21 protein-coding genes are annotated in these 22,994 nt (G+C 70.9%); 8 read left to right on the top strand and 13 right to left on the bottom strand.

From position 1 onward, the window contains the following. The first annotated feature begins 115 nt into the window (after positions 1 to 115). The 3 genes from ABZ880_RS44530 (at position 116) to ABZ880_RS44520 (ending at position 3,799) form a co-directional block, all read left to right on the top strand. Positions 116 to 1,504 carry an FAD-binding oxidoreductase gene (locus ABZ880_RS44530; RefSeq protein WP_361276103.1) on the top strand — a complete coding sequence of 463 codons (1,389 nt, stop codon included), beginning with the start codon at positions 116 to 118 and terminating at the stop codon, positions 1,502 to 1,504. A gap of 135 nt (positions 1,505 to 1,639) precedes the next feature. Further along, the gene (locus ABZ880_RS44525) at positions 1,640 to 2,719 is read left to right on the top strand and encodes a hypothetical protein (RefSeq protein ID WP_361276101.1); all 1,080 of its coding nucleotides are present in this window, start codon (positions 1,640 to 1,642) and stop codon (positions 2,717 to 2,719) included. 69 nt (positions 2,720 to 2,788) lie between these two features. Then, positions 2,789 to 3,799, top strand: a complete 1,011-nt coding sequence (locus ABZ880_RS44520) for an LLM class flavin-dependent oxidoreductase (protein ID WP_361276099.1) — start codon at positions 2,789 to 2,791, stop codon at positions 3,797 to 3,799. Between the two features lie 16 nt (positions 3,800 to 3,815). Here ABZ880_RS44520 and ABZ880_RS44515 read toward each other — a convergent pair whose 3' ends face one another. Beyond that, a complete protein-coding gene (locus tag ABZ880_RS44515) occupies positions 3,816 to 4,841 on the bottom strand; it encodes an alcohol dehydrogenase (protein ID WP_361276096.1) in 1,026 nt (341 codons plus the stop codon). A gap of 132 nt (positions 4,842 to 4,973) precedes the next feature. Continuing rightward, positions 4,974 to 5,810, bottom strand: a complete 837-nt coding sequence (locus tag ABZ880_RS44510; RefSeq protein WP_361276094.1) for a helix-turn-helix transcriptional regulator — start codon at positions 5,808 to 5,810, stop codon at positions 4,974 to 4,976. A 113-nt stretch (positions 5,811 to 5,923) separates the two neighbouring features. Between ABZ880_RS44510 and ABZ880_RS44505 the strand changes: the two genes are divergently transcribed. Further along, positions 5,924 to 6,529, top strand: a complete 606-nt coding sequence (locus tag ABZ880_RS44505) for an NAD(P)H-dependent oxidoreductase (protein WP_361276316.1) — start codon at positions 5,924 to 5,926, stop codon at positions 6,527 to 6,529. 21 nt (positions 6,530 to 6,550) lie between these two features. On the opposite strand, the gene ABZ880_RS44500 is transcribed toward ABZ880_RS44505, so the two are convergent. The 4 genes from ABZ880_RS44500 to ABZ880_RS44485 form a co-directional block, all read right to left on the bottom strand. Further along, positions 6,551 to 7,255: a class I SAM-dependent methyltransferase gene (locus ABZ880_RS44500; protein ID WP_361276091.1), complete on the bottom strand. Its 705-nt coding sequence runs from the start codon at positions 7,253 to 7,255 to the stop codon at positions 6,551 to 6,553. A 138-nt stretch (positions 7,256 to 7,393) separates the two neighbouring features. Further along, entirely contained in the window at positions 7,394 to 8,026 is a 633-nt protein-coding gene (locus ABZ880_RS44495) for a Type 1 glutamine amidotransferase-like domain-containing protein (RefSeq protein WP_361276089.1), read from the bottom strand. Between the two features lie 273 nt (positions 8,027 to 8,299). Beyond that, positions 8,300 to 8,515, bottom strand: coding sequence for a hypothetical protein (locus ABZ880_RS44490; RefSeq protein ID WP_361276086.1), 216 nt, complete (start codon positions 8,513 to 8,515; stop codon positions 8,300 to 8,302). Between the two features lie 598 nt (positions 8,516 to 9,113). Then, entirely contained in the window at positions 9,114 to 10,130 is a 1,017-nt protein-coding gene (locus ABZ880_RS44485; RefSeq protein ID WP_361276084.1) for an NAD-dependent epimerase/dehydratase family protein, read from the bottom strand. A 202-nt stretch (positions 10,131 to 10,332) separates the two neighbouring features. Here ABZ880_RS44485 and ABZ880_RS44480 point away from each other — a divergent pair, with 202 nt between their 5' ends. From ABZ880_RS44480 to ABZ880_RS44470, 3 genes are all read left to right on the top strand, one after another. Next, a complete protein-coding gene (locus ABZ880_RS44480) occupies positions 10,333 to 10,908 on the top strand; it encodes a TetR/AcrR family transcriptional regulator (RefSeq protein WP_361276081.1) in 576 nt (191 codons plus the stop codon). A gap of 87 nt (positions 10,909 to 10,995) precedes the next feature. Continuing rightward, a complete protein-coding gene (locus ABZ880_RS44475) occupies positions 10,996 to 13,398 on the top strand; it encodes an excinuclease ABC subunit UvrA (RefSeq protein ID WP_361276079.1) in 2,403 nt (800 codons plus the stop codon). 132 nt (positions 13,399 to 13,530) lie between these two features. Then, positions 13,531 to 14,193 carry a hypothetical protein gene (locus tag ABZ880_RS44470; protein WP_361276076.1) on the top strand — a complete coding sequence of 221 codons (663 nt, stop codon included), beginning with the start codon at positions 13,531 to 13,533 and terminating at the stop codon, positions 14,191 to 14,193. A 4-nt stretch (positions 14,194 to 14,197) separates the two neighbouring features. Here the strand turns inward: ABZ880_RS44470 and ABZ880_RS44465 are convergent, their stop codons facing one another. From ABZ880_RS44465 to ABZ880_RS44435, 7 genes are all read right to left on the bottom strand, one after another. Continuing rightward, complete coding sequence (locus ABZ880_RS44465; RefSeq protein ID WP_361276073.1) at positions 14,198 to 15,367, bottom strand: alanine--tRNA ligase-related protein; 1,170 nt, start codon at positions 15,365 to 15,367, stop codon at positions 14,198 to 14,200. 242 nt (positions 15,368 to 15,609) lie between these two features. Then, on the bottom strand, positions 15,610 to 16,416 hold the full coding sequence (locus ABZ880_RS44460; RefSeq protein ID WP_361276070.1) for a lysophospholipid acyltransferase family protein: 807 nt from the start codon (positions 16,414 to 16,416) through the stop codon (positions 15,610 to 15,612). After that, positions 16,416 to 17,210 carry a GNAT family N-acyltransferase gene (locus ABZ880_RS44455; RefSeq protein ID WP_361276068.1) on the bottom strand — a complete coding sequence of 265 codons (795 nt, stop codon included), beginning with the start codon at positions 17,208 to 17,210 and terminating at the stop codon, positions 16,416 to 16,418. Before ABZ880_RS44455 ends, ABZ880_RS44460 begins: the two co-directional genes overlap by 1 nt. Positions 17,211 to 17,380: 170 nt before the next feature. Continuing rightward, a complete protein-coding gene (locus tag ABZ880_RS44450; RefSeq protein ID WP_361276065.1) occupies positions 17,381 to 18,403 on the bottom strand; it encodes a hypothetical protein in 1,023 nt (340 codons plus the stop codon). A gap of 107 nt (positions 18,404 to 18,510) precedes the next feature. Further along, the gene (locus ABZ880_RS44445) at positions 18,511 to 19,260 is read right to left on the bottom strand and encodes a succinate dehydrogenase/fumarate reductase iron-sulfur subunit (RefSeq protein ID WP_361276062.1); all 750 of its coding nucleotides are present in this window, start codon (positions 19,258 to 19,260) and stop codon (positions 18,511 to 18,513) included. Beyond that, positions 19,257 to 21,206 (bottom strand): fumarate reductase/succinate dehydrogenase flavoprotein subunit, encoded by a 1,950-nt coding sequence (locus ABZ880_RS44440; RefSeq protein ID WP_361276060.1) that lies wholly within the window; start codon positions 21,204 to 21,206, stop codon positions 19,257 to 19,259. Before ABZ880_RS44440 ends, ABZ880_RS44445 begins: the two co-directional genes overlap by 4 nt. Before the next feature lie 2 nt (positions 21,207 to 21,208). Continuing rightward, the gene (locus ABZ880_RS44435; protein WP_361276313.1) at positions 21,209 to 21,880 is read right to left on the bottom strand and encodes a succinate dehydrogenase; all 672 of its coding nucleotides are present in this window, start codon (positions 21,878 to 21,880) and stop codon (positions 21,209 to 21,211) included. Positions 21,881 to 22,001: 121 nt separating this feature from the next. On the opposite strand from ABZ880_RS44435, the gene ABZ880_RS44430 reads away from it, so the two are divergent. Beyond that, complete coding sequence (locus ABZ880_RS44430) at positions 22,002 to 22,889, top strand: LysR substrate-binding domain-containing protein (RefSeq protein WP_361276057.1); 888 nt, start codon at positions 22,002 to 22,004, stop codon at positions 22,887 to 22,889. Positions 22,890 to 22,994 lie beyond the last annotated feature (105 nt).

Genomic DNA, 22,994 nt, shown 5'->3' with positions numbered 1-22,994 from the left:
GCCCATGCCCGCCGGTGGACCGGATGGGCCGTTCCGGCGATGAGGACCACCCGCTTCTCCCGTAGACCGGTGGTGTACCCCCTCCCGACACCGGAACGGAAAGCAGGTGGCCGCCATGACAACCACCGCCACACCGGCCCTCGACCCGCAACTGCTGGGGCGGCTGCACGGGTCCGTGCGCGGCGAGATCGTCGCACCGGGTGACCCGGAGTACGACGAGGCGCGCGCGGTCTACAACGCGCTGCACGACAAGCGGCCGGCGATCGTCGTCAGGGCCGTCGACGCGGGCGATGTGATGGCCACCGTGGACTTCGCGCGCGAGCAGGGCCTCGCGCTCGCGGTCCGCGGCGGCAGTCACAGCGTCGCCGGGCACGGGACCTGTGACGGCGGAGTCGTCCTCGACCTCGGCCGGATGCGCGGGATCCGCGTCGACCCCGACACCCGTACGGCGTGGGTCGAGGGCGGCTGCACCTGGGCGGACGTCAACCACGCCACGCACGCCTTCGGCCTGGCCACCACCGGCGGGATCGTCTCCACCACCGGGGTGGGCGGCCTGACCACGGGCGGCGGCATGGGCTATCTGGCCCGGCGCTGCGGTCTGGCGTGCGACAACCTGACCTCGGTGGACCTGGTGACCGCCGACGGATCCTTCCGGACCTGCACGGACGAGCAGAACAGCGACCTGATGTGGGCCGTGCGCGGGGGCGGCGGCAACTTCGGCGTCGTCACGTCCTTCGCCTACCGGCTGCACCCCGTCGCCGACATCCTCGGCGGGCCGACGTTCTTCCCGCTCGACGCCGACGTGATGCGCCGCTACCGGGAGCTGATCGCGGAGGGCGACGAGCGGCTCGGCGCGCTGCTCGTCGTGGGCCTCGGACCGCCGCTGCCGTTCCTGCCCGAACGCTGGCACGGGCGGCCGCTGTGCGGCGTGGTCACCTGCTGGACCGGCCCCGAGGACGAGGACGACCGCATCCGCGACCGCGTCGCCGGGCTCGGGCCGGTGCTGGGCCGGATGGTGGAGCGCATGCCCTACCCGGTGATCAACACCCTGTTCGACGACCTCGTGCCACCCGGCCTGTTCCACTACTGGAAGGGCGCCTTCAGCCGTGGGCTGCCGGACGGAGTCGTCGACGCGTTCGTCGAGTACGGCGCCACCACCCCGTCCATCCAGAGCGTGACGGTCGTCTTCCCCGTCGACGGCGCCTGCCACCGGGTCCGCCCGGAGGACACCGCCTTCTCCTACCGGGACGCCGACTACTCGATCGCACTCAGCCCCACTCTGACCACCCGGGGGGACTGCGAGGCCCAGAAGCCCTGGGTCCGCGCCTTCTACAAGGCGCTCGAACCGCACTGCGCAGGAGGCGGCTACGTCAACTTCATGGACGCCGACGACCACGACCGCGTCCGCGCCAACTACCGCGGCAACCACGCCCGTCTGACGGAATTGAAGCGCCGCTACGACCCGGGCAACCTGTTCCGCCTGAACCACAACATCGCGCCCTGAGATCTCCACCGAACCGCACGACGGCGACCGGTCCGGGGCGTCCGAAGATACGCACAAGAGGCCATGTCTCCGCACGCTTCGCTCCCCTGGCATCCCGCGGGACGGCCGAGCGGCCGTCCCGACGAGGGGTGCCCGATGAGTCGTCGGACTTTCGGGCGGGCCGGGCGCCGCCAGCTCGTGCTCGCACTGGCGGCCATGGCCCTGCTGGTGGTCACAGCGTGTTCGAGCGGTTCCTCGGCAGGACGCGCGGCGCCGTCCGTGTCCGGTGCGATAAGCGGCGGGAGCACTGCGTCGTCGCCGAATCCCTTCGCCGGGGACGACGCCTGGATCGCCTACCAGACCAGCCGCAGCGGCACCGAAGGCGTATGGCTGATCCACCCCGACGGGACGGACGACCACCGGATCGCCGCCGGCACGGAGAAGGAGCAGCTCCTTCCGGACTGGTCACCGGACGGGAAGCGGATCGTGTTCACCACCCGCGGCGGCGCGACCGAGCCGCTCTACGCGTACGACCTCGCCACGAAACGGGCCCGTCAGCTCTTCCAGTGCGCGGATCCGTGCGTGGGCGACGACGAGCCCGCCTACTCGCCGGACGGCAAGAAGGTGGCCTTCTCGCGCGCCCTCGCGGCGTTCGTCGACAGCAAGGAGGCGGGAGACCAGGTCCCCTCGGACTGTGGGCTGTGGATCGGCACCGTCGCGGGCGGGAAGGTCGAGCAGATCACCAGCAACACCCGTCCGGCATGCGACCGCGAGTACAACCCGCGCTGGTCGCCCGACGGCTCGCGGCTGACGTACTGGCGTGACCCCTACCGGGACGGAAAACCCACCGGGACCGCCGTGTACACCGTCGCGGCGGACGGGACGCACGAGCGGCGGCTGACCGACCCGAAGATGTTCGCGGGCGACGCCGACTGGTCGCCCGACGGCCGGTGGATCGTCTTCTCGACCTATCCGCTCATCGAGTGCAACTTCACCCCGAAGATCTCGAACCTGTACCGCATCCACCCCGACGGAACAGGGCTGCAGCAGCTGACCCACAACAAGAGCACCGACCTGCGGTCCACGCAGCCCCGGTACACACCGGACGGAAAGTGGATCGTCCTTACGGCCGTCAAGCCGGACAGCCGAAGCCTGTGGGCCGTCCCCGCCGACGGCGGCACGCCCGACGTCATCGCCGAGGGCGGGCTCCACGCGCACGGCACCTGGCAGCCGTAGCCGCCGGTTGTGTGAGCGAAGTCCGCTGCCGCTGCGGAATCCTGGAGGCTCCCGGGTGTTGAACCCTCCATGAGCTCCGCGATCGCCTCGACCCGTTTCTCCGTCCTCGACCGCTCCCGCACCCGCGAGGGCCACACGAACGCCGAGGCGCTGCGCGACACCGTAGAACTGGCGCGGGAGCTGGAGGAGCTCGGCTACCACCGGCTCTGGGTCTCCGAACATCACGGAGTGCCCGGAGTCGCCGGGTCGGCACCGACCGTGCTGGCCGCGGCCGTCGCGAGCGCGACCCGCACGATCCGGGTCGGCACCGGCGGTGTGATGCTGCCCAACCATCAACCCCTGGTCGTGGCCGAGCAGTTCGGGGTGCTGGAGTCCCTCTTCCCGGGGCGCATCGACATGGGTCTTGGCCGCTCGGTCGGCTTCACGGACGGGGTGCGCAAGGCGCTCGGGCGGGACAAGGACGATGCCGAGGACTTCGGGGCGCAGCTCGAGGAGCTGCTGGGCTGGTTCCGCGGGACGTCCCCGACCGGGGTGCACGCGCGGCCCGCCGAGGGGCTGAGCGTGCCGCCGTTCGTGCTGGCGATGGGCGAGGGCGCCGCGATCGCGGCCCGTGCGGGGCTGCCGATGGTCATCGGCGACCTCCGCAACCGGGAGAAGATGCAGCGGGGTATCGACCACTACCGGGCCCACTTCCGCCCCTCCCCCTGGGCCGCCGAACCGTACGTCGTCATCTCCGGCACGATCGCCGTCGCCGACAGCCCCGAACGGGCCCGCCGGCTGCTGATCCCGGAGGCCTGGTCGATGGCGTACTCCCGCACCCACGGCACCTTCCCACCGCTGCCGCCCGCCGAGCGCGTCGAGGCGCTCGCGATGACCGCCAAGGAGCGCGGCTTCTACGAGGCCGGGCTCGCCGGGCACATCGCGGGCACCGAGGAGCAGGTGGCGCACGAGCTGGAGACGGTGATCAAGGAGACGGGGGCGCAGGAGGTGGTGGTGACCACCAGTACGTACGACCGGGCGGCGCTGGTGGACTCGTATCGCCGCCTCGCCCGTATCGCCACCGGCGGGCCCGGTCGTTGACCAGCGGGGCGTGGTCTCAGCCGGTGGTGATCACCATCCGGAAGCGGGCGGTGCCGGAGAGCATCTTCTCGTACGCCTCGCCGGCCCGGTCCAGCGGCACGGTCTCGGTCATCGGGCGGATGCCGTGCAGGGCGCTGAACGCCATGGTGTCCTGCACGTCCTGCGAGGTGCCGGAGGGATGGCCGCGGACGACCCGGCCGCTCATGAGCAGCTGCCCCGGGCTGATCCCCAGGGGCTGGGCGTCCGCCCCGATGACCACCAGCTCGCCGCGGGGCGACAGCCCCTCCACGGTCGCCGTGATGGCCTGCGAATTGCCGGCCGTGGCCAGGACGACCCTGGCGCCGCCGAGGGACCGCAGGGCTTCCGCGACGGGCGTGGCCGCCGTGCTGTCGATGTAGTGGTGGGCGCCGAGCTGCTTGGCGAAGTCGGCCTTCTCGGCCCCGCGGGCGATCCCCACGGTCTCGTAGCCCATCGCGACCGCGTACTGCACGCCCAGGTGGCCCAGGCCGCCGAGGCCGAGCACGGCGACCAGGTCGCCCGGCCGGGCAGAGCTGCGCCGCAGCCCGTTGTACGTGGTCACGCCCGCGCAGGCCATGGTCCCGGCGTCGATCGCGGACAGGGCGTCGGGAATGCGGGCCAGTGCGTCGGCCGGCGCGATCAGCATCTCGGCGAAGCCGCCGTCGTACGCCCAACCGGGCACCTTCAGGCTCTCGCAGACGATGAAGTCGCCCTGCCGGCAGGGCGTGCAGTGGCCGCAGCTGCCGCCGAACCAGCCGACCGCCACCCGGTCGCCCACCTGCCAGCCGCGGTCCTGGGCGCCCTCGCCGAGCGCGTCGATCCGTCCGGCGATCTCGTGCCCGGGGACCACCGGGAAGCTGATGCCCGGCGCTCCGCCGTTCACGAACAGGGTGTCGCTGTGGCAGACCCCGCAGGCCTCCACCACCACGCGTACGTGGCCGGGGCCGGGCTGCGGCACCTCCCGCTCGACGATCTGGAACGGCCCGCCGGCCTGCACGGCCTGCGCGACTCGATAGGTGTCCATCTGTCCCTCCGGGATGGGCGGGAAAGGGGGAAGTTCCAGGAACCAGCAGAACAGCTCGCGGCCGATCACGCGCGCGGGATTGAACAAGCTTTGCGGGCCGTGGGCCGGTCTCGTCGGCTTCGGCGGCCGGGGTCAGGAGATGGCCCGGAGCCGGCCGTGGGGCAGGCGGCCGAGTTGCTCGACTGCCTCGGCGGTCCGCTCGTCCGCGGGCAGGAAGACCACCAACTGCTGGGCGTCCGAGGAGAGTTCCAGTGTCTCGCGCTCGAGACGGAGTTCGCCCCCGGACGGGTGGTCGAGGCGGAGAGCTGCGCGGGGCGGAACCACATGGCGGTTCAGGCGGCGGGTGAAGTCGGGGCCTGCGACGGGGGCGAGTTCGGCGGTGAACCACTCCGAGTTCTCCACGGACGGTCCCAGCCACAGGTCGAAGACCTGCTCGTCCGCCACGTCGTCCCAGTCGGCGAAGAACGTCCGGGCGCGGGGGTCGGTGAAGAGGTAGCGGGTGAGGTTGGGTTCGTCCGCGTCGAGCAGTCCGGCCGCGCTCATCACCGCCTCGTAGCCGCCGGTGCGGGCGAGGACGTCGCCGAGCCGGTTGGTGACCATGGCGATCCCCGGCTCGATGAGGCGGAGGGTCGCCAGGACCTGTGGCCGGACCTGGCGGCGCGGTGGTGCGGGCCGGGTGTGGGCGATGCATTCACCGCCGGTGATCTTCGCGAGGTAGCGCAGGTGGTTGCGCTCCGCCGGGTCGAGGCTGAGGGCGTCGGCCAGCGCGTTGACCACCGCCACCGACGGGTTGCGGTCGCGGCCCTGTTCGATGCGGGTGAGGTATTCGACGCTGATGCCGGCGCGCGCGGCGAGATCCTGGCGGCGCAGGCCCGGTGACCGGCGGCGGCCGCGCTCGGGCAGTCCCAGCGACTGGGGCTGGATGCTGTCGCGCTTGGCCCGGATGAAGTCCCCCAACGGCGTGCCCATGTCGGCGAGCATAGGACGCGGGCCGCTGATCGCGGAGGGCTCAGCGTGGCCCTGTGGGGGCCAGCCTGAGCACGGTCTGGCTGGGGTCGCGGTGCGGCGTGATCGTGGTGGCCATGGAGAAGAACGAGCAGAGCAGGCACAAGCTGGTGATCGTCGTCGCAAGCGTGCGGGACGGGCGGTTCGGCCCGGTCGTGTCCTCGTGGGTCGCCGAACAGGCCGAAACACACGGCGGGTTCGAGGTGGAGATCGTCGATCTGGCCGAGATCGACATCCCGTTGGCCCTGCCGGCGGCCTCGCCGAAGTACGCCGGCGACGCGTACCCCCGTCCCTCCGGGATGGCGGCCCTGACCTCGGCCCTGGAGGGCGCGGACGCGTTCGTCGTGGTGACACCGGAGTACAACCACAGCTATCCCGCATCGCTGAAGGCCGCCATCGACTGGCATTTCACCCAGTGGACGGCCAAGCCCGTCGCCTTCGTCAGCTACGGCGGCGCGGCGGGCGGCCGGCACGCGGTCCTCCACCTGGAGAACGTCCTGACCGAGCTGCACGCGGTGACGATCCGCGACGGTCTCGCCTTCCCGAACTACTTCACGGCCTGGCAGGACGGCCGTCCCGTCGACAGCGAGGCGCCCGGGTACGCCAAGACGCTGCTGGACCAGCTGTCTTGGTGGGCGGGCGCGCTCCGATCGGCACGGGAGGCTGCGCCCTATCCGGCGTGAGGCTGCGCGGGCCCGGCACGCTCAGTCCTTGCGCATGCGGACGGCGACGAAGAACGGCGTCCGAAGGGTCTTGAGGTAGCGGCTCTCGTCGACGTGGCGGGCCGACTCCTCGGCGCGCGGCTCCACCAGCCGCTCCAGGGCGAAGCCGGCGCCGAGGAGTTCGCCCAGGAACGTCTGCATCGTCATACGGCGGTAGGAGTTGGTGAACCCGCTCTCGCCGAAGCGGACTTCGATGCGGTTCTCATCGAAGTAGGAGCCACCGTTCCACACCCAGTCGGCGGTCGGATGGACCGTGGAGAGCAACAGGATTCCGCCGGGACGCAGCACCCGGCGCAGTTCGACCAGCAGCTGCGTGCGGTCCTCCAAGTGATGGTGCACCAGGGCCACGACCGCAAGGTCGAAGGAACCGTCCGGCAGGAAATCGAGCGGCTCCTCCAGGTCGTGGTGGTGCAGCGTGACGGCCGCGTCGCGACCGACCCGGTCGCCGGCGTGGCCCAACAGCGTCGCGCTGCCCTCCACGCCGACCACCTCGGCCGCGCCCCGGGCCCGCAGTTCGGCGATGTAGTGCCCGGCGCCGCAGCCGACATCCAGGACCCGCAGGCCGGTGACGTCGCCGGCCAGGGCGAGCATGGCGGGCCGGTCGGTGTGGGCGTTGTAGGGGCCGTCGGTGGCCGATTCGGCGAAATAGTCGCCCAAGGCGCCCTCATAGGCGGTGTTCTTGCGCATCGCGGCATGCTGCCAGCGGTCCCCGGGCGATGCCAAGCCTCCGGCGACTGCTCGGCCGTGCCGCCAACACCGCGGCGGACTCGGGAAGTTGAGGGATCCATTGGTGGGCGAGCTCGACGACGAGAAGGTCCTCGACGTTCATGATGCCGGGTTGAGCAGCTTCCAGTGCCCCTCGGAGACGACCTCGACGTCGCCGTCGGCCACCTTGATGGCGGTCTGAGCATCGATGGCGTACGCCGGACCCTTTATATCGGCGGCCCACCGTTCCGCCGCGGCCATGGTGTTCTCCGGACAGTCCGGGCTGTCGAGGTGCGGGAAGATGGAGAAATCGACGACTCCCAGCGTGCTGTCGTCACCGGTGGGCGGCTTCCAGCCGACGAAGGCCTCCCCGATGCGGGGAGTCAGCACCATGCTCCCGGCACTGAGCCCTACGTAGACCGTGTCGTGCAGCGACGGGAAGAGGTCGGCCAGTCCGGACTCCCGCATCCAGTGGCACAGGTACAGCGCGTCGCCGCCGTTCACCAGCAGGGCGTCTGTCTCTCGGACCCACGAGACCCAGCGTTCCTTGTCGATGCCGGGCAGTGCGGTGAGCTCCAGCACGCCCATCGACTTCCACCCCAGCTCGGTCATGGGATTGGGGGACCGTCCGCTGATGAAACGCCATGGTCCGCCCGGGTCCCCGTACTGGCCCCCGTACCCTGCGGTGGGGATGCAGAGGGCGCCGGCCTCGGCGATCGGTTTGCCCAGGAGATCGACCAGAGCCGCCAGCATGCTTGCGTTCCTGACACCGGAGTCGGTGAGGAGAAGCTTCATCGCGCCCCCGAACTGGTCGCATCGCGAAAGTAGTTGAGCGACGTTAACGCAACCGGACGGATGACGAGGTTCATGAGCGAACTGCGCGAGCAGCACCCCGGCATCCCCGGCCGCCGGTGACACCGTCGGTCTTCACCGGATCGCGGGCGGCATATGAGGCGCGGTAGAGGAAGCGGGCAGGCCCTGGGCGAGTCCGCTCACCTCGTCACCGCCGTCTCCACCGACACCGCCTCAGTGCTGCCACACCTCCGGCCCGCCGCCCCGCCACTCGATCAGTGGGGACTGCCGTACCCAGTCCTCGTCCACGTCCTCCAGACCCGCGAGGCGCAGGAACTCGACGATGTCGAGAAGCCCGTACGCCATGCCCAGGAAGTGGTCGGCGGCGCGGACTCGCCGCCCGCCGTCCTCGGCGGGAGGGTAGATCACGATGGGCTGTGCGCCGCTCATGCTGCCAGCCTCACCCCGAGCGGGGAGCGGCGCATGACGGAGTGCGCCGACCGCGTGGGGCCCTCACCCGGGGCTACGGTCGCCCCACCCCCGCTGAGCCCGCCCGTGCACCCAAGCCCGCGGGGCGTCGGGTTCCTATGTCTGGCACTGCTTCGTCGATGCGGACGACCACCCGCTCCACGCAGCACCGTCGGCCCGAGCATGTACTGGGATCTCGACGTTCACGGGGCGCAGATTCGGGTCGCGCTTCCCACTTCGACGGGGCCAATGGCTTCGCCTGCCCCGACGTAGGAGCGACCGGTGCCCACCTTCTCCCAGGAGCCGCCATCGGGACGCGAGAATGCCTCGCAGGAGACATTGAGCGCCTTGGTTCCGGTGTTGCGCACCTTGATGTACGCCGTCAGATCTCGAGTGGGGAAGGGGCCGGCAGTTCCCCGCTGGGCGCGGCCGCGCCAACGACTGTTGCGGCACGCCTCGGATTCAATGCCCTGTCCCTTCCATCGGGCCGGTTTTGTCTTGAAGGGACCTTGGCTCACCCTCGGGCACAGGGAGAGCACTTTCATTGAGCCTTTCACCCAAATAGGTGCATAGCAACCCCCTAGACCACGCCGCGCCCGATCAGGCTCTCCGCACAGTCGAGCACCGCCTCCCGGGCAGAACGCGGCTGCCAGCCGAGGAGCGTCCTGGCCTTCTCGGTGCTGTGGCGGTTGCGGCGGCCGAGGGACACGGTGATCTCCCTCAGGGAGGGGTCCCGGAAGCGGGCGGCCAGGCGGACGACGAAGTCCGGGATCTGACGGGTGGGCACCCGGCGGCCGTGGTCACCGAGGCCCTCGTGGAGGGTGCGGGCCATGTCGGCCATCCACATGAACTCGCCGGTGGCCAGGAAGCGTTGGCCCGCGGCGGCCGGGGAGGTCATCGCGCGGAGGTGGACGTCGACGAGGTCGCGGACGTCGACGATCTCCAGGCCGATACGGGGGATGCCGCGCATCCCGCCGGAGAGCATGCGGGCGACGATGCCGACGGAGCCGGTGGCGTCCGTCGTCAGGACGGGGCCGAACACGGCGCCGGGCAGGACGGTGGCCAGTTCCGTCGGGCCGTCGTAGACCTCCATGAAGTCCCAGGCCGCGCGCTCGGCGAGGGTCTTGGAGCGCCGGTACGGGATCAGCGTCGGATCGTCGGGATCGGTCCACAGCGTCTCGTCGGTGATGCCCTCGGTGTACGAGGACGGGCTCGCGGCGTTCGCCGCCGACGTCAGCACCACGCGCCGCACACCGGCGGCGGTGGCCGCGCGCAGGACGCGCAGCGTGCCGTCGCGGGCGGGGCGGACGAGGGCGTCCGGGTCGCCCGAGGCGCCGCCCAGCGGGGACGCGACGTGCAGGACGTGGTCGACGCCCTTGAGCGCCGCGTCCCAGCCCTCGTCCGCCGTGAGGTCGGCGATCGCGAAGCTCAGGCGGCCGGCGCGGTCGACGACGGCCGACACGGCGTCGGTGACGGACTTCTCGCGGTCCGCGGAGCGCACCGTCGTGCGGACGTCGTAGCCGCGGCGCAGCAGTTCGGCGATGCACCAGCCGGCGATGTAGCCGCTGCCTCCGGTGACCAGAACGAGTTCGGGCATGACTGTCCTCCACGGAGTGGGTGGGATGTGCCGACAGATGCGTCGGCAGGAAGAGTGCAGGCAGAGAGCAGGGGTGTGCCGACAGGGAGCGGACCTGCTTGTGCCACAATGAAGCGGAGGCCCCTCCGCTACGACACCCAACGTACCGGAGGCCCCTCCGCTTGGCAATCTCACCTGATCGACGAGGGGACGACCGACACCCGTGAACCCGCCGCCCGCCGCGAAACCGACCCGGAAAGACGCGCTCAGCAACCGCGAGCGGATCCTGACCGTCGCCCGCGAGGCGCTGGCCGCCTCCGGTTCCGCGTCCCTCACCGCGATCGCCAAACAGGCCGGCGTCGGCATCGGCACGCTCTACCGCCACTTCCCGACCCGCGAGGCGCTCGTCCTGGAGCTGTACCGCCACGACATCCAGCACCTGATCGACCGCGCGCCCGCGCTGCTCGCCGAGCATCCGCCCCTCGAAGCCCTGCGGCGCTGGTTCGACGAGGTGGCGCACTACGGACAGCTCAAGTACGGCGTCGCCGAGGTCATCCACGCCGCGACCAACGGCGGCCTCGACGACGAGTACTACGAGCCCTTCGTCCGCGCCATCGGCCTCCTGCTCGACGCGGGCGCCGCCGACGGCTCCCTCAAGCCCGGCCTCGACCCCGAGGACGTCCTGCTGCAGCTCAGCGTCCTGTGGCGGATCGACCCGGCGCGGGGTGGCGAGGAGCGCGCTCGGCGCATCCTCGACCTGATCGTCGACGGCCTGAGGACCACGCCGTCGACGGCCTGAGGACCACAGGCCTCGCGTAGGATCGCGAGGTTTGCCCGTCCGCCCCTGTTTGCCGCCCCGACCGAAGCCCCGTACGGAGCCCGCTTCATGCACGACCCACACGACTCGCGCGACCTGCACGGCCCGCACGACCGCCACGACCCACACGGACCGCACGATCCCTACGTCCGCGTCCGCGGCGCCCGTGAGCACAACCTCAAGGGCGTGGACGTCGACATCCCGCGGGACGTGTTGACCGTGTTCACGGGCGTGTCCGGGTCCGGGAAGTCGTCGCTGGCGTTCGGGACGATCTACGCCGAGGCGCAGCGGCGCTACTTCGAGTCGGTCGCCCCGTACGCCCGCCGACTGATCCACCAGGTGGGTGCGCCGAAGGTCGGCGAGATCACCGGACTGCCGCCCGCGGTCTCCCTGCAGCAGCGGCGCTCGGCGCCGACATCCCGCTCCTCCGTCGGCACGGTCACCAACCTCTCCAACTCTCTGCGCATGCTGTTCTCCCGCGCCGGCGACTACCCGCCCGGCGCCGAGCGCCTCGACTCGGACGCCTTCTCCCCCAACACGGCCGCCGGCGCCTGCCCCGAGTGCCACGGCCTGGGCCAAGTCCACCGTACGAGCGAGGAGTTGCTGGTCCCCGACCCGTCGCTGTCGATCCGCGAGGGCGCGATCGCGGCCTGGCCGGGCGCCTGGCAGGGCAAGAACCTGCGGGACATCCTCGACGCGCTCGACCACGACGTGGACCGGCCCTGGCGCGAACTCCCCGCCGAACAGCGGCAGTGGATCCTGTTCACCGACGAGCAGCCGGTCGTCACTGTGCACCCCGTCCGCGACGCCGACCGCATCCAACGGCCGTACCAGGGCACGTACATGAGCGCCCACCGCTACGTCATGAAGACCTTCTCCGACTCCAAGAGCCCGACCCTGCGGGCCAAGGCGGAACGCTTTTTGACCAGCGCCCCCTGCCCGGCCTGCGGCGGCAGCAGGCTGCGCCCCGAGGCGCTGGCGGTCACCTTCGCCGGCCGTACGATCGCCGAGCTGGCCGCACTGCCGATCACGGATCTCGCCGACACCCTGGACGCCACCTCCGAGGCCGCCCGGGTCCTCACCGAGGATCTGAAGTCCCGTATCGCCCCGATCCTCGAACTCGGCCTCGGCTACCTCAGCCCGGACCGCGCCACCCCCACCCTCTCCGCGGGTGAACTCCAACGGCTGCGCCTGGCAACCCAGTTGCGGTCCGGGCTGTTCGGCGTGGTGTACGTCCTCGACGAACCCTCCGCCGGACTGCACCCGGCGGACACCGAGGCCCTGCTCACCGTCCTGGACCGGCTGAAGTCCGCCGGGAACTCGGTGTTCGTGGTCGAGCACCACCTCGACGTCGTACGCGGCGCCGACTGGCTGGTGGAGGTGGGCCCGCGCGCGGGCGAGCACGGCGGGGAGGTCCTGTACAGCGGCCCGGTGGCGGACCTGGCCGCGGTGGCGGAGTCGGCGACGGCCCGCTACCTCTTCGACCACTCCCCCGCTCGGGTACGCCAAGTCCGCACCGCCCGCGGCCAGTTGAAGGTCGGCCCGCTCACCCGGCACAACCTGCGCGGGGTGACCGCCGAGTTCCCGCTCGGCGTGTTCACCGCGGTCACCGGTGTCTCCGGGTCCGGGAAGTCCACCCTCATCGGCGAGATCACCGAGGACCTGGCGGGCGTGGAACGCCTGGTCTCGGTCGACCAGAAGCCCATCGGCCGCACCCCGCGCTCCAACCTGGCCACCTACACCGGCCTCTTCGACGTCGTACGCAAGGTGTTCGCGGCCACCGACGAGGCGCGCGCCCGGAGTTACGGCGTCGGACGGTTCTCCTTCAACGTGGCTGGGGGTACCCCCTCTGGGGGAGGGCGCTGCGAGACCTGCCAGGGCGAGGGGTTCGTCAGCGTCGAGCTGCTGTTCCTGCCGAGCACGTACGCGCCGTGTCCGGACTGCGGCGGGGCCCGCTACAACCCCGAGACGCTCGAAGTCACGTACCGGGGACGGAACATCGCGCAGGTGCTGGACCTGACGGTGGAGAGCGCGGCGGAGTTCTTCACGGACACGGCGGCGGTGGCCCGCAGTCTGACCACCCTCCTCGACGTCGGCCTCGGCTACCTGCGCCTGGGCCAGCCCGCCACCGAACTGTCCGGCGGCGAGGCCCAACGCATCAAGCTGGCCAGCGAGTTGCAGCGCGGACGGCGCGGCCACACCCTCTACCTCCTCGACGAACCGACCACCGGGCTCCACCCGGCCGACGTCGAGGTCCTGATGCGCCAACTCCACGGTCTCGTCGACGCCGGCCACACCGTGATCGTCGTCGAGCACGACATGTCGGTCGTGGCGGGCGCGGACTGGGTGATCGACCTGGGGCCGGGCGGCGGGGACGCGGGCGGCCGGGTCGTGGCGGCGGGGACGCCGACGGAGGTCGCGGGGACGGGCGGGAGCGCCACGGCTGCCTTTCTGGCACGGGCGCTTCCCTGAGCTCTGCTACCGCACAGGTCCGCCGTGTTGCGGCTCGGAGTGGCCGATTCCTCGACAGTCACCGTGCCGCGGCGCCAATAGGGTCGGCCACGGAGGGGACGCCCACCCGACCCCGATGAGCAGGAGGCCGTCATGGCCGACGACACCACGATCCAGGAGCGTGCGCTCACCGCGCCGAAGCAGATCCCCGGAACCCCCAACGCGGACGCCGAGCCCCCGACGGTCGCCAGGTCGGGGAGCAACGTCTTCGTCCTCTGGCACGAGTTTCCGCCCGGCTTCGATCCGAACGACCCGCAGCCGGACGTCTTCCTGGCCCGGAGCAAGGACGGGGGAACGACGTTCCTGCCCCGGATCAACCTCAGCGACAGTCGCACGGTCTTCTCCGGCGGCGAGAGGATCGCGGTGTCCGGTACCCGGGTCTATGTGGTGTGGGCCGAGGGCGGCGATGTCGTCTTCCGGCGGGACCGGGAGAACGACGGCATCTTCGCCAACCGCATCAAGCTGAGCAACGCCACCACCGGCACCGATCCCGACTTCCTCCGAGTCGTGGCATCCGGGACCAACGTCTTCGTCGCCTGGCAGGCGGTGGTGAACAACCAGTTCGCCGTCTACTTCACCCGGAGCACCAACGCAGGTGACAGCTTCCAGGCGCCTACGAAGGTCAGCGCCGACAACCCGGAGTCGCCGAGCCCGGACATGACGTTGGTCGGCGACAACCGGGTCCTGCTTGCCTGGCGCGACTCCCACGGCCCCGCGGGCGCGGGCATCGAGATCTTCTACGCCCTGAAGCCGTAGCCGCTCATCGGGTGGTGAGCAGGCCGGCAACGAGGTCGCGCGGCAGGCCGTGGGTGTCGTGCAGGTAGCCGAAGTCCTCGTCCGTCAGCGGTCGTTGGAACTCCGAGCGGGACAGCACGCGGCGCCCTCGTTCGAGGAGTTTCGTGAACCGCCTTTCCTCCTCCAGCAGTTCGTCACGGATCGGTCCGGTGCCGCTGGGCTGGTGGAAGTGGTCGAGGGTGTGCTCGATGAGCTCCTGCGGCAGGTCGGACAAGGTGCGCGGGGAGCCGTCGCGCCTCAGTGTGGTGAGGAGGCGGCGGAGCAGGCGGCGCAGTACGTAGCCGCGGCCGGTGTTGGACGGGCGTACGCCGTCGCCCAGTACGACGATGCTCGAGCGCAGGTGGTCGTGGACGAGACGCATCGAGGGCTCGTCCAGGCCCCACAGCGGCGGCAGCAGTCGCGTCCACGGCTCGAACAGGTCCGTCTCGTAGACCGAGTTGTGGCCCTGGAGGACGGTCAGCAGCCGTTCCAGTCCCATCCCGGTGTCGATGCCGGGCTGCCGCAGGGGTTCGAGGCTGCCGTCCTCGTGGCGCTGGTAGCGCAGGTGGACGTGGTTCCAGATCTCCACCCAGCGGGGGTCGGTGGTCGGGGTGCCCTGGGGTGGGATGTCGCCGGTCCAGACGAAGATCTCCGAGTCGGGGCCGCAGGGGCCGACGGGGCCGTTGGACCACCAGTTGTCCTCGCCGGTCGGCTCCACGGGCACTCCCAACTCCCGCCAGGTGCACAGGGATTCGGTGTCGGGGCCCACCTGGTCGTCGCCGCCGAAGACGGTGACGTGCAGCCGGTCGTGCGGGATGCCGAATCCGTCGCGCAGCAGCTCGTATCCCCACCGCAGACTCTGCGAGTGGCCGTAGTCGCCCAGCGACCAGGAGCCGAGCATCTCGAAGACGGTCAGGTGGGTGAGGTCGCCGATCTCGTCGAGGTCCGTCGTGCGCAGACAGCGCTGGACGTTGAGCAGGCGTCGGCCGTGGGGATGGGGGCGGCCCAGGAGGTAGGGCGTGAGGGGGTGCATGCCGGAGGTGGTGAACAGCACCGGGTCCGAGTCCGGGGGCAGGAGCGAGCTTCCGGTGATGAGGTGGTGGCCGCGCTCGCGGTAGAAGTCGGTGAACGTCCGCAGGGTCTGCTCGGTGTTCATGGCGTTGGTCCTTCAAGTCGTCGGGACCGGAAAGAACCGCGCGAGCAGACGGGGAGAAGAGATACGACGACGACCCGGCGGTCCGTATCCAGCCGCCGGGGAATGTGGTGGAGAGGTCAGGCGTCGGCAGCCGGTGAGCTGGTCGCTCGCGCGGCTGCGGTACGGGTTCGCCTGATGACCTTCATGGGATCAACGCTAACAGTCGGTGCCCGAGCCGTCCTCGGGTTTTTCCTTCGCCGGGCCTAGGCCACCAACGCGGCGTGGGTCCAGTCGGGTTGGGTGCTCGCGCCGGGCTGCGCGGCCCGGGCGAGGGAGCGCCGGTCGGGGTGGCTGCCGGGCGGGATGACCGGCCGTACCTCCACCTCGGCGACCAGCCCGCGGGCCGACACCACCCGCCACACCGAGGCCAGCAGCGAGTCGTCGCCGATGAAGGCGGGCGCCGTGCTGGACGGCCCGCCGGTCACCCGGTACTGCAGGCGTACCGGTTGGACGGGGACGCCGGCGTCCAGTGCGGCCTGGAAGACGGCCCGGCGGAAGTTGCCCTGGGCGCGGCCGCACCAGGTGCTGCCCTCGGGGAAGACCCCGACGGCCTGCCCGTCGCGCAGCGCGTCCGCGATGCGGGCGACCGTGCCGGGGAGGGCGCGCAGCCGGCTGCGGTCGATGAACAGGGCGCCGCGCGCGGCCACCGGCCCGGCCACCGGCCACTGCCGGATGTCGGACTTGGCCAGCATCCGGGCCGGGCGGACGGCGGCCAGCAGCGGGATGTCCAGCCAGGAGATGTGGTTGGCGACCAGCAGCAGTCCGCCGGTGGGCGCGGCGGCGCCGGTGATACGGACCTGGACCCCTGCGGCCCGTACGATCCACCGGCACCACCGCTTCACCCACTCGGCGGGGATCCGCCCGCCGAGCGGCGACAGCACGATCCCGACGATCATCAGGATCGTGACCGCCGCGATCCGCGCCACGGCACGTGGTAGGGCCGTGACGGACCCCGTCGGCTCGATGCACGCCCTGGGGGTGCAGGGCGCGCTGGGCTGCCAGACGCTCATCAGGCCGGGACGAGGGAGAGGAAGTGCCGCAGATAGCGCGGGTTGACCCGGCGCATCGACAGCAGCACATACAGGTCGGCGACCCCGAAGTCCGGGTCGTGGGCGGGCTCGGCGCACACCCAGGCACCGAGGCGCAGGTAGCCGCGCAGCAGGGCGGGGAGTTCAGGGCGGGTGGGCGGGAGAACGCCAGCGCGCGCGGCCGGGGCGGCCGTGTCGGGGACCCAGGGCAGCAGGGGCCGTACCCGGAACTCCTCCGGAGCCAGGTACTTGTCCTGCACCCGGTCCCAGGTCGCCGAGGCGAGCGCGCCGCCGTCCGCGAGCGGGATGGAGCAGCAGCCGGCCAGCCACTCGTGGCCGCGGTCGACCATGTAGCGGGCGATGCCGGCCCAGATGAGGCCGATGACGGCGCCGTCGCGGTGGTCGGGGTGCACGCAGGAGCGGCCGACCTCGACCATTCCGGGGCGGATCGCGTCGAGCGCGCCGAGGTCGAACTCGCCCTCGGAGTACAGCCGTCCGGCGACCGCGGCGCGCTCCGGCGGCAGCAGCCGGTAGGTGCCGACGACCTGGCCGGTCACCTCCTCGCGCACCAGCAGGTGGTCGCAGTACGCGTCGAAGGAGTCGATGTCGTAGCCGGGCTGCGGGGTGGCCAGCAGGGCGCCCATCTCCCCGGCGAACACCTCGTGCCGCAGCCGCTGCGCGGCACGCACATCGGCTTCGTCGCGGGCGAGGGAGACGCTGTAGCGGGTGGGGGCCTCGGACTGCGGGGGACGGTCGAGGGTGGTTACGCCGGTCATGGCTCTCTCCTGATCGCGGGCCGGGTCGGCGGAGCGGGCGGCAGACCGGTGGCGTTCGATCTGCCGCCCCTGTTCTTCCGATGCCGACTGACCTTCGCGTGTCCGGCGCAGAGAGAGCGGGTGTGGGGTTGTTGAACGGCTCGCTCAGCGGGCCGATCGTGCGCTGCCGTTCACTTCGCGGCCACGCACTGCTCCAGCCATCCCCTCGTTTCCGCCTCGTCGAGCACACGCTCCAGGACCAGGTCCCCGGTCATGCCGGGGAAGAACCGGCCCGCGGGCCAGCCCCGCTGGTACGGCGGCGGGTCGAGGACGAGCAGCCGTACGCCGTCAACGACCGGGATGTCCGCGGGAGTTCCCTCGTTCCACACCCACTCGCCGTCCGGGCCCACGAGATTGAAGGAACCGGTGGTCGGCACCTGGCCCGCCGCGTCACGGCACACCGCGGCCTCCTGGGCGGACGGGGCGTGACCGGGCAGGTGGCCGCCGCCCACGAGGACGTCGGCGAGGAGGGTGTGCAGCTGGAAGTTGTCGCCGAGGCCGCTCATACGCAGCACATAGCCGGTGCCGGTCGGCCGGTGGAGCACGACCATCGGCTCGTCGTCGAGGACGAGCAGAGCGTAGTACAGGCACTTGAAGTCGTGGTCGGAGGCCTCCTGCACGGACCTCACCGCCTCCAGCAGCCGGGGGCGCCGGTCGCCGAGCTCGGCCCGCACCGCGGCGTGGTTGAGCATCGCCACGGACGCCATCTCCCACTGGGGCAGTGTCAGCCAGCCCTCCGCAGCGTCCGCTCCGACCCGTTCGAGGGCCGCTTCGTCCAGGGCGTCCGGATCCGGGGCGGGGATCTCTCCCCCGCCGGTCGCCGCCCAGCGTTCACAGAACTCCCCTGCGGCGCCGAGCGCTTCGCCGAGCCCGTCGAAGACGTACGGCGCGCAGGCGCGCGCGTCGGCGCCCCGCTCGACACATGCCCCGACCAGTACGGCGACCAGGCCGCGGGGCCCCAGGGGCACCTCCGGTAGCAGCGCCGCCAGCCGCGGCCCGGCCTGGACGAACTCGCCGTCCCCCGCCTTGGCGTAGTGCTGCTGAATCTCCTGCATCGCGCGCTGAGAACGCTCCCCGTCCCGCTCACGCACAGCGGCCTCGAACCCGGCGACGGCCTCGAGAAACCGCTCCCTCCCCTTACGTCCAAAGATCATGCGCGGACACTACACGCGGCACACAAGCGAGACGGGGCCGGGGAGCACCACTCCCGGCCCCGCCCGTCCGCACGTTTTCGGCGAACGTATTTGTTGCCTGGCCGGCTCTACCGCTTGGCCACCTTCCGAGTGGCCCGCAGCCACTCCTTGTTCATGCTCGTGATCGACACCAGCGGAATGCCCTTGGGGCAGGCGGTGGCGCACTCCCCCGTCAACGTGCAGCCCCCGAAGCCCTCGTCATCCATCTGCGCCACCATGTCCAGCACCCGCGTCTCCCGCTCGGGCGCTCCCTGCGGCAGCACATTCAGATGGTTGATCTTGGCGGAGGTGAACAACATCGCCGCCCCGTTGGGACACGCCGCCACACACGCCCCGCACCCGATGCACTCCGCGTGCTCGAAGGCGAAGTCGGCATCCGGCTTCGGCACCGGCGTCGCATGCGCCTCCGGCGCGGCCCCGGTCGGCGCGGTGATGTACCCGCCGGCCTGGATGATCCGGTCGAAGGCCGACCGGTCCACCACCAGATCCTTGATCACCGGGAACGCGGAGGCCCGCCACGGTTCGATGTCGATCGTGTCGCCGTCCTTGAAGGACCGCATGTGCAACTGACACGTGGTGGTCCGTTCCGGCCCGTGCGCATCCCCGTTGATCACGAGCGAGCACGCACCGCAGATGCCCTCGCGGCAGTCGTGGTCGAAGGCCACCGGGTCCTCACCGCGCAGGATGAGTTCCTCGTTGAGCGTGTCGAGCATCTCCAGGAACGACATGTCGGAGGAGATGCCGTCCACCTCGTACGTGGACATGGCGCCTTCGGCGTCGGCGTTCTTCTGCCGCCAGACGCGCAGGGTGAGCTTCATGCGTAGCTCCGCTGAGTGGGGTGGACGTACTCGAAGACCAGGTCTTCCTTGTGCAGGGTCGGAGCCTCGCCGGTGCCGGTGAACTCCCAGGCGGCCGCGTACGCGAACTCGTCGTCCCTGCGGGCCGCTTCGCCGTCCGGCGTCTGCGACTCCTCGCGGAAGTGGCCGCCGCAGGACTCGCTGCGGTGCAGCGCGTCGAGGCACATGAGCTCGGCGAGCTCCAGGTAGTCGACGACGCGATTCGCCTTCTCCAGCGACTGGTTGAACTCCTCGCCGGTGCCGGGCACCTTGATGCGCCGCCAGAACTCCTCACGGATCTGCGGGATCCGCTCCAGTGCCTTGCGCAGACCGGCATCCGTACGGGCCATCCCGCAGAACTCCCACATGAGTTCGCCGACTTCGCGGTGGAAGGAGTCGGGGGTGCGGTCGCCGTCGACGGACAGCAGCAGGTTGAGCCGGTCCTCCGTCTCCGCCAACACCTCCTGCACGACGGGGTGTTCGGCGGTGACCTTCTCGTGGTGCGGGTTGCGGGCCAGGTAGTCGTTGATGGTCGCCGGCAGCACGAAGTAGCCGTCGGCCAGACCCTGCATGAGCGCGGAGGCACCCAGCCGATTCGCCCCGTGGTCCGAGAAGTTGGCCTCGCCGATCGCGAACAGGCCCGGGATGGTGGTCTGCAGGTCGTAGTCGACCCACAGCCCGCCCATCGTGTAGTGCACGGCGGGGTAGATCCGCATCGGCACCTCGTACGGATCCTCGTCGGTGATCCTCTGGTACATGTCGAAGAGGTTGCCGTACTTGGCCTCGACGGCCTTGCGACCCATGCGCTCGATGGCGTCCGCGAAGTCCAGGTAGACACCCTGACCACCCGGCCCGACGCCCCTGCCCTCGTCGCACACGTTCTTCGCGGCGCGGGAGGCGATGTCGCGCGGGACCAGGTTGCCGAAGGACGGGTAGATGCGCTCCAGGTAGTAGTCGCGCTCGTCCTCGGGGATCTTGTTCGGCGGCCGGTCGTCGCCCCTGGCCTTCGGCACCCAGATCCGGCCGTCGTTGCGCAGCGACTCGCTCATCAGCGTCAGCTTCGACTGGTGGTCGCCGGTGCGCGGGATGCAGGTGGGGTGGATCTGCGTGAAGCAGGGGTTGGCGAAGTAGGCACCGCGCCGGTGGGCCCGCCAGATCGCGGTGGCGTTGGAGTTCATGGCGTTCGTCGACAGGTAGAAGACGTTGCCGTAACCGCCGCTGGCCAGTACGACGGCGTCCGCGAAGTAGGTGTCGATCCTGCCGGTGATGAGATCACGCGCCACGATCCCGCGTGCCCGCCCGTCGACGACGATCAGGTCGAGCATCTCGGTCCGCGGGTGCATCTCGATGTTGCCCGCGGCGATCTGCCTGCTGAGCGCCTGGTACGCGCCGAGCAGCAGCTGCTGGCCCGTCTGCCCGCGGGCGTAGAAGGTCCGCGACACCTGTACGCCGCCGAAGGACCGGGTGTCGAGCAGACCGCCGTACTCACGCGCGAACGGCACGCCCTGCGCCACGCACTGGTCGATGATCTCCACCGAAATCTGCGCCAGGCGGTGGACGTTGGACTCCCGCGCCCTGAAGTCGCCGCCCTTGACGGTGTCGTAGAAGAGGCGGTGGATGGAGTCGCCGTCGTTGCGGTAGTTCTTGGCCGCGTTGATGCCGCCCTGCGCGGCGATGGAGTGGGCCCGGCGCGGCGAGTCCTGGTAGCAGAACTGGACGACGTGGTAGCCCTGTTCGGCGAGCGTGGCACCCGCGGAACCGCCCGCCAGCCCCGTGCCCACCACGATCACCGTGTGCTTGCGCCGGTTGGCCGGGTTGACCAGCTTGGCCTCGAAACGGCGCTTGTCCCAGCGCTCGTTGACGGGGCCGGAGGGGGCCTTGTCGTCGGCGACGGGCTCGCCGGTGTTGTAGTCCGCGAAGTCGGTCATGTTCAGCTCACCACTCCGGTCATGACGCCCACGGGGACGGCGATGAAACCGGCCGTGAGCAGCAGTGCGAGGACGTTGGCGACGGTCTTCAGGGCGCGGTCGCGGGCGCGGCTGCCGACGCCGAGGGTCTGCGCGGCGCTCCAGAAGCCGTGCCGGACGTGCAGACCGAGCGCGAGCATCGCGACGATGTAGATGACGTTGCCGTACCAGGTGGAGAAGGTGTCCACGACGTTCTGGTACGGGTGGCCCTCCTGGAAGCCGCCCGAGTGCACGGTGCCGGTCGTCAGGTCGAGGATGTGCCACACGATGAACAGGCCGAGGATGATCCCGCCCCAGCGCATGGTGCGCGTCGCGTAGCTGGCCCGCGGCCTCTTGTGCACGTACTTGCTGGGCCGCGCCCTGATGTCGCGGCGGCTGAGCTGGTAGGCGGACGTGGCGTGGGCGACGACCGCGACCACGAGCACGACCCGGATCAGCCAGAGCGTCCACTCGTAGTGCATGAACGGCTCGCCGATGGTGCGCAGCCAGTGGGCGTAGTGGTTGAACTCGCCCGCCCCGAAGAAGATCTTCAGGTTGCCGATCATGTGGACGACCAGGTACAGCAGCATGATCACACCGCTGACGGCCATCACCGTCTTCTTGCCGACGGTGCTGTCCCACACGGTGCGCGCCATGGACGGCCGTCGGTCCGTCCGCGTTGCCAGAGCCATGACTCAAGACGCTAGGGCCGAACGGCCCCATCGGTCCAAGACATGGTCCGGCTTGATTCAATAGGGAACAGCTATCGTACGACTCATGCAGTTCCAGCAGCTCCAGTACTTCGTGGCGGTCGCCGAGACCCGGCACTTCACCCGGGCCGCCGACCTCGTCCATGTCGCGCAGCCGTCGCTGTCCCAGCAGATCAAGGCGCTGGAGCGGGAGCTGGGGGCCGATCTGTTCCTGCGGGCACGCGGCAACATCACGCTCACCGACGCGGGCGAGGCGCTGCTGCCGCTGGCCCGCCGCATCCTGGCCGACGCGGACACCGCCCGGCACGAGGTGCAGGAGCTGGTGCAGCTGCGCAGCGGCCGGGTGCGGCTGGGCGCGACGCCAAGCCTGTGCACGGGTCTGCTGCCGGACGTGCTGCGCGCCTTCCACGACCGCTATCCGGGCATCCGGCTGCTGATCGAGGAGGGCGGCTCCCACGATCTCGTACGCGAACTCGCCCGCGGCGCCCTCGACTTGGCGCTCGTCGTCCTGCCGCTGCCGACGCCGTCCCCCGCGCTGACGACGGTGGAGCTGCTGCGCGAGGACCTGGTGGTGGTCTCGTCACCGGAGTCGCCCGCACCCGCCGGCCCCGGACGGCGCACGGTACGCATCGCCGACCTGGAGAGCGCACCCATGGTGATGTTCCGGCACGGCTACGACCTGCGCGAGCTGACCGTGGCCGCGTGCCGCGCCGAGGGCTTCGAGCCGGACTTCGCGGTGGAGGGCGGAGAGATGGACGCGGTGCTGGGGTTCGTCCGGGCCGGGCTCGGCGTGGCCGTCGTACCGCGCATGGTCGCGGCACGGTCCGGCCGCGGGCTGCGGGTCACCCCGCTCGCCCGGCCCGGACTGCACCGCACCATCGCACTGGCCCACCGCAGCGACGTGGCACCGCCGCGGGCGGCCCGCGAGCTGCAGCGGATGCTACTGGAGCGATGAACCGGGCCGGGGCCTAGGGCTCTTCTGATGGATCTCCGTGGGAGAAGGAGCGGCGTTCGGTGCGTGCTCTCGGCGTGCCGGGCGGAAGCCCTCGTAGCGGAGCTA

Source organism: Streptomyces sp. NPDC047043 (assembly GCF_040644055.1).
Taxonomy (GTDB): Bacteria; Actinomycetota; Actinomycetes; order Streptomycetales; family Streptomycetaceae; genus Streptomyces.
The sequence above is the reverse complement of the archived record's forward strand: the minus strand, read 5'-3'. Positions and strand labels throughout refer to the sequence as shown.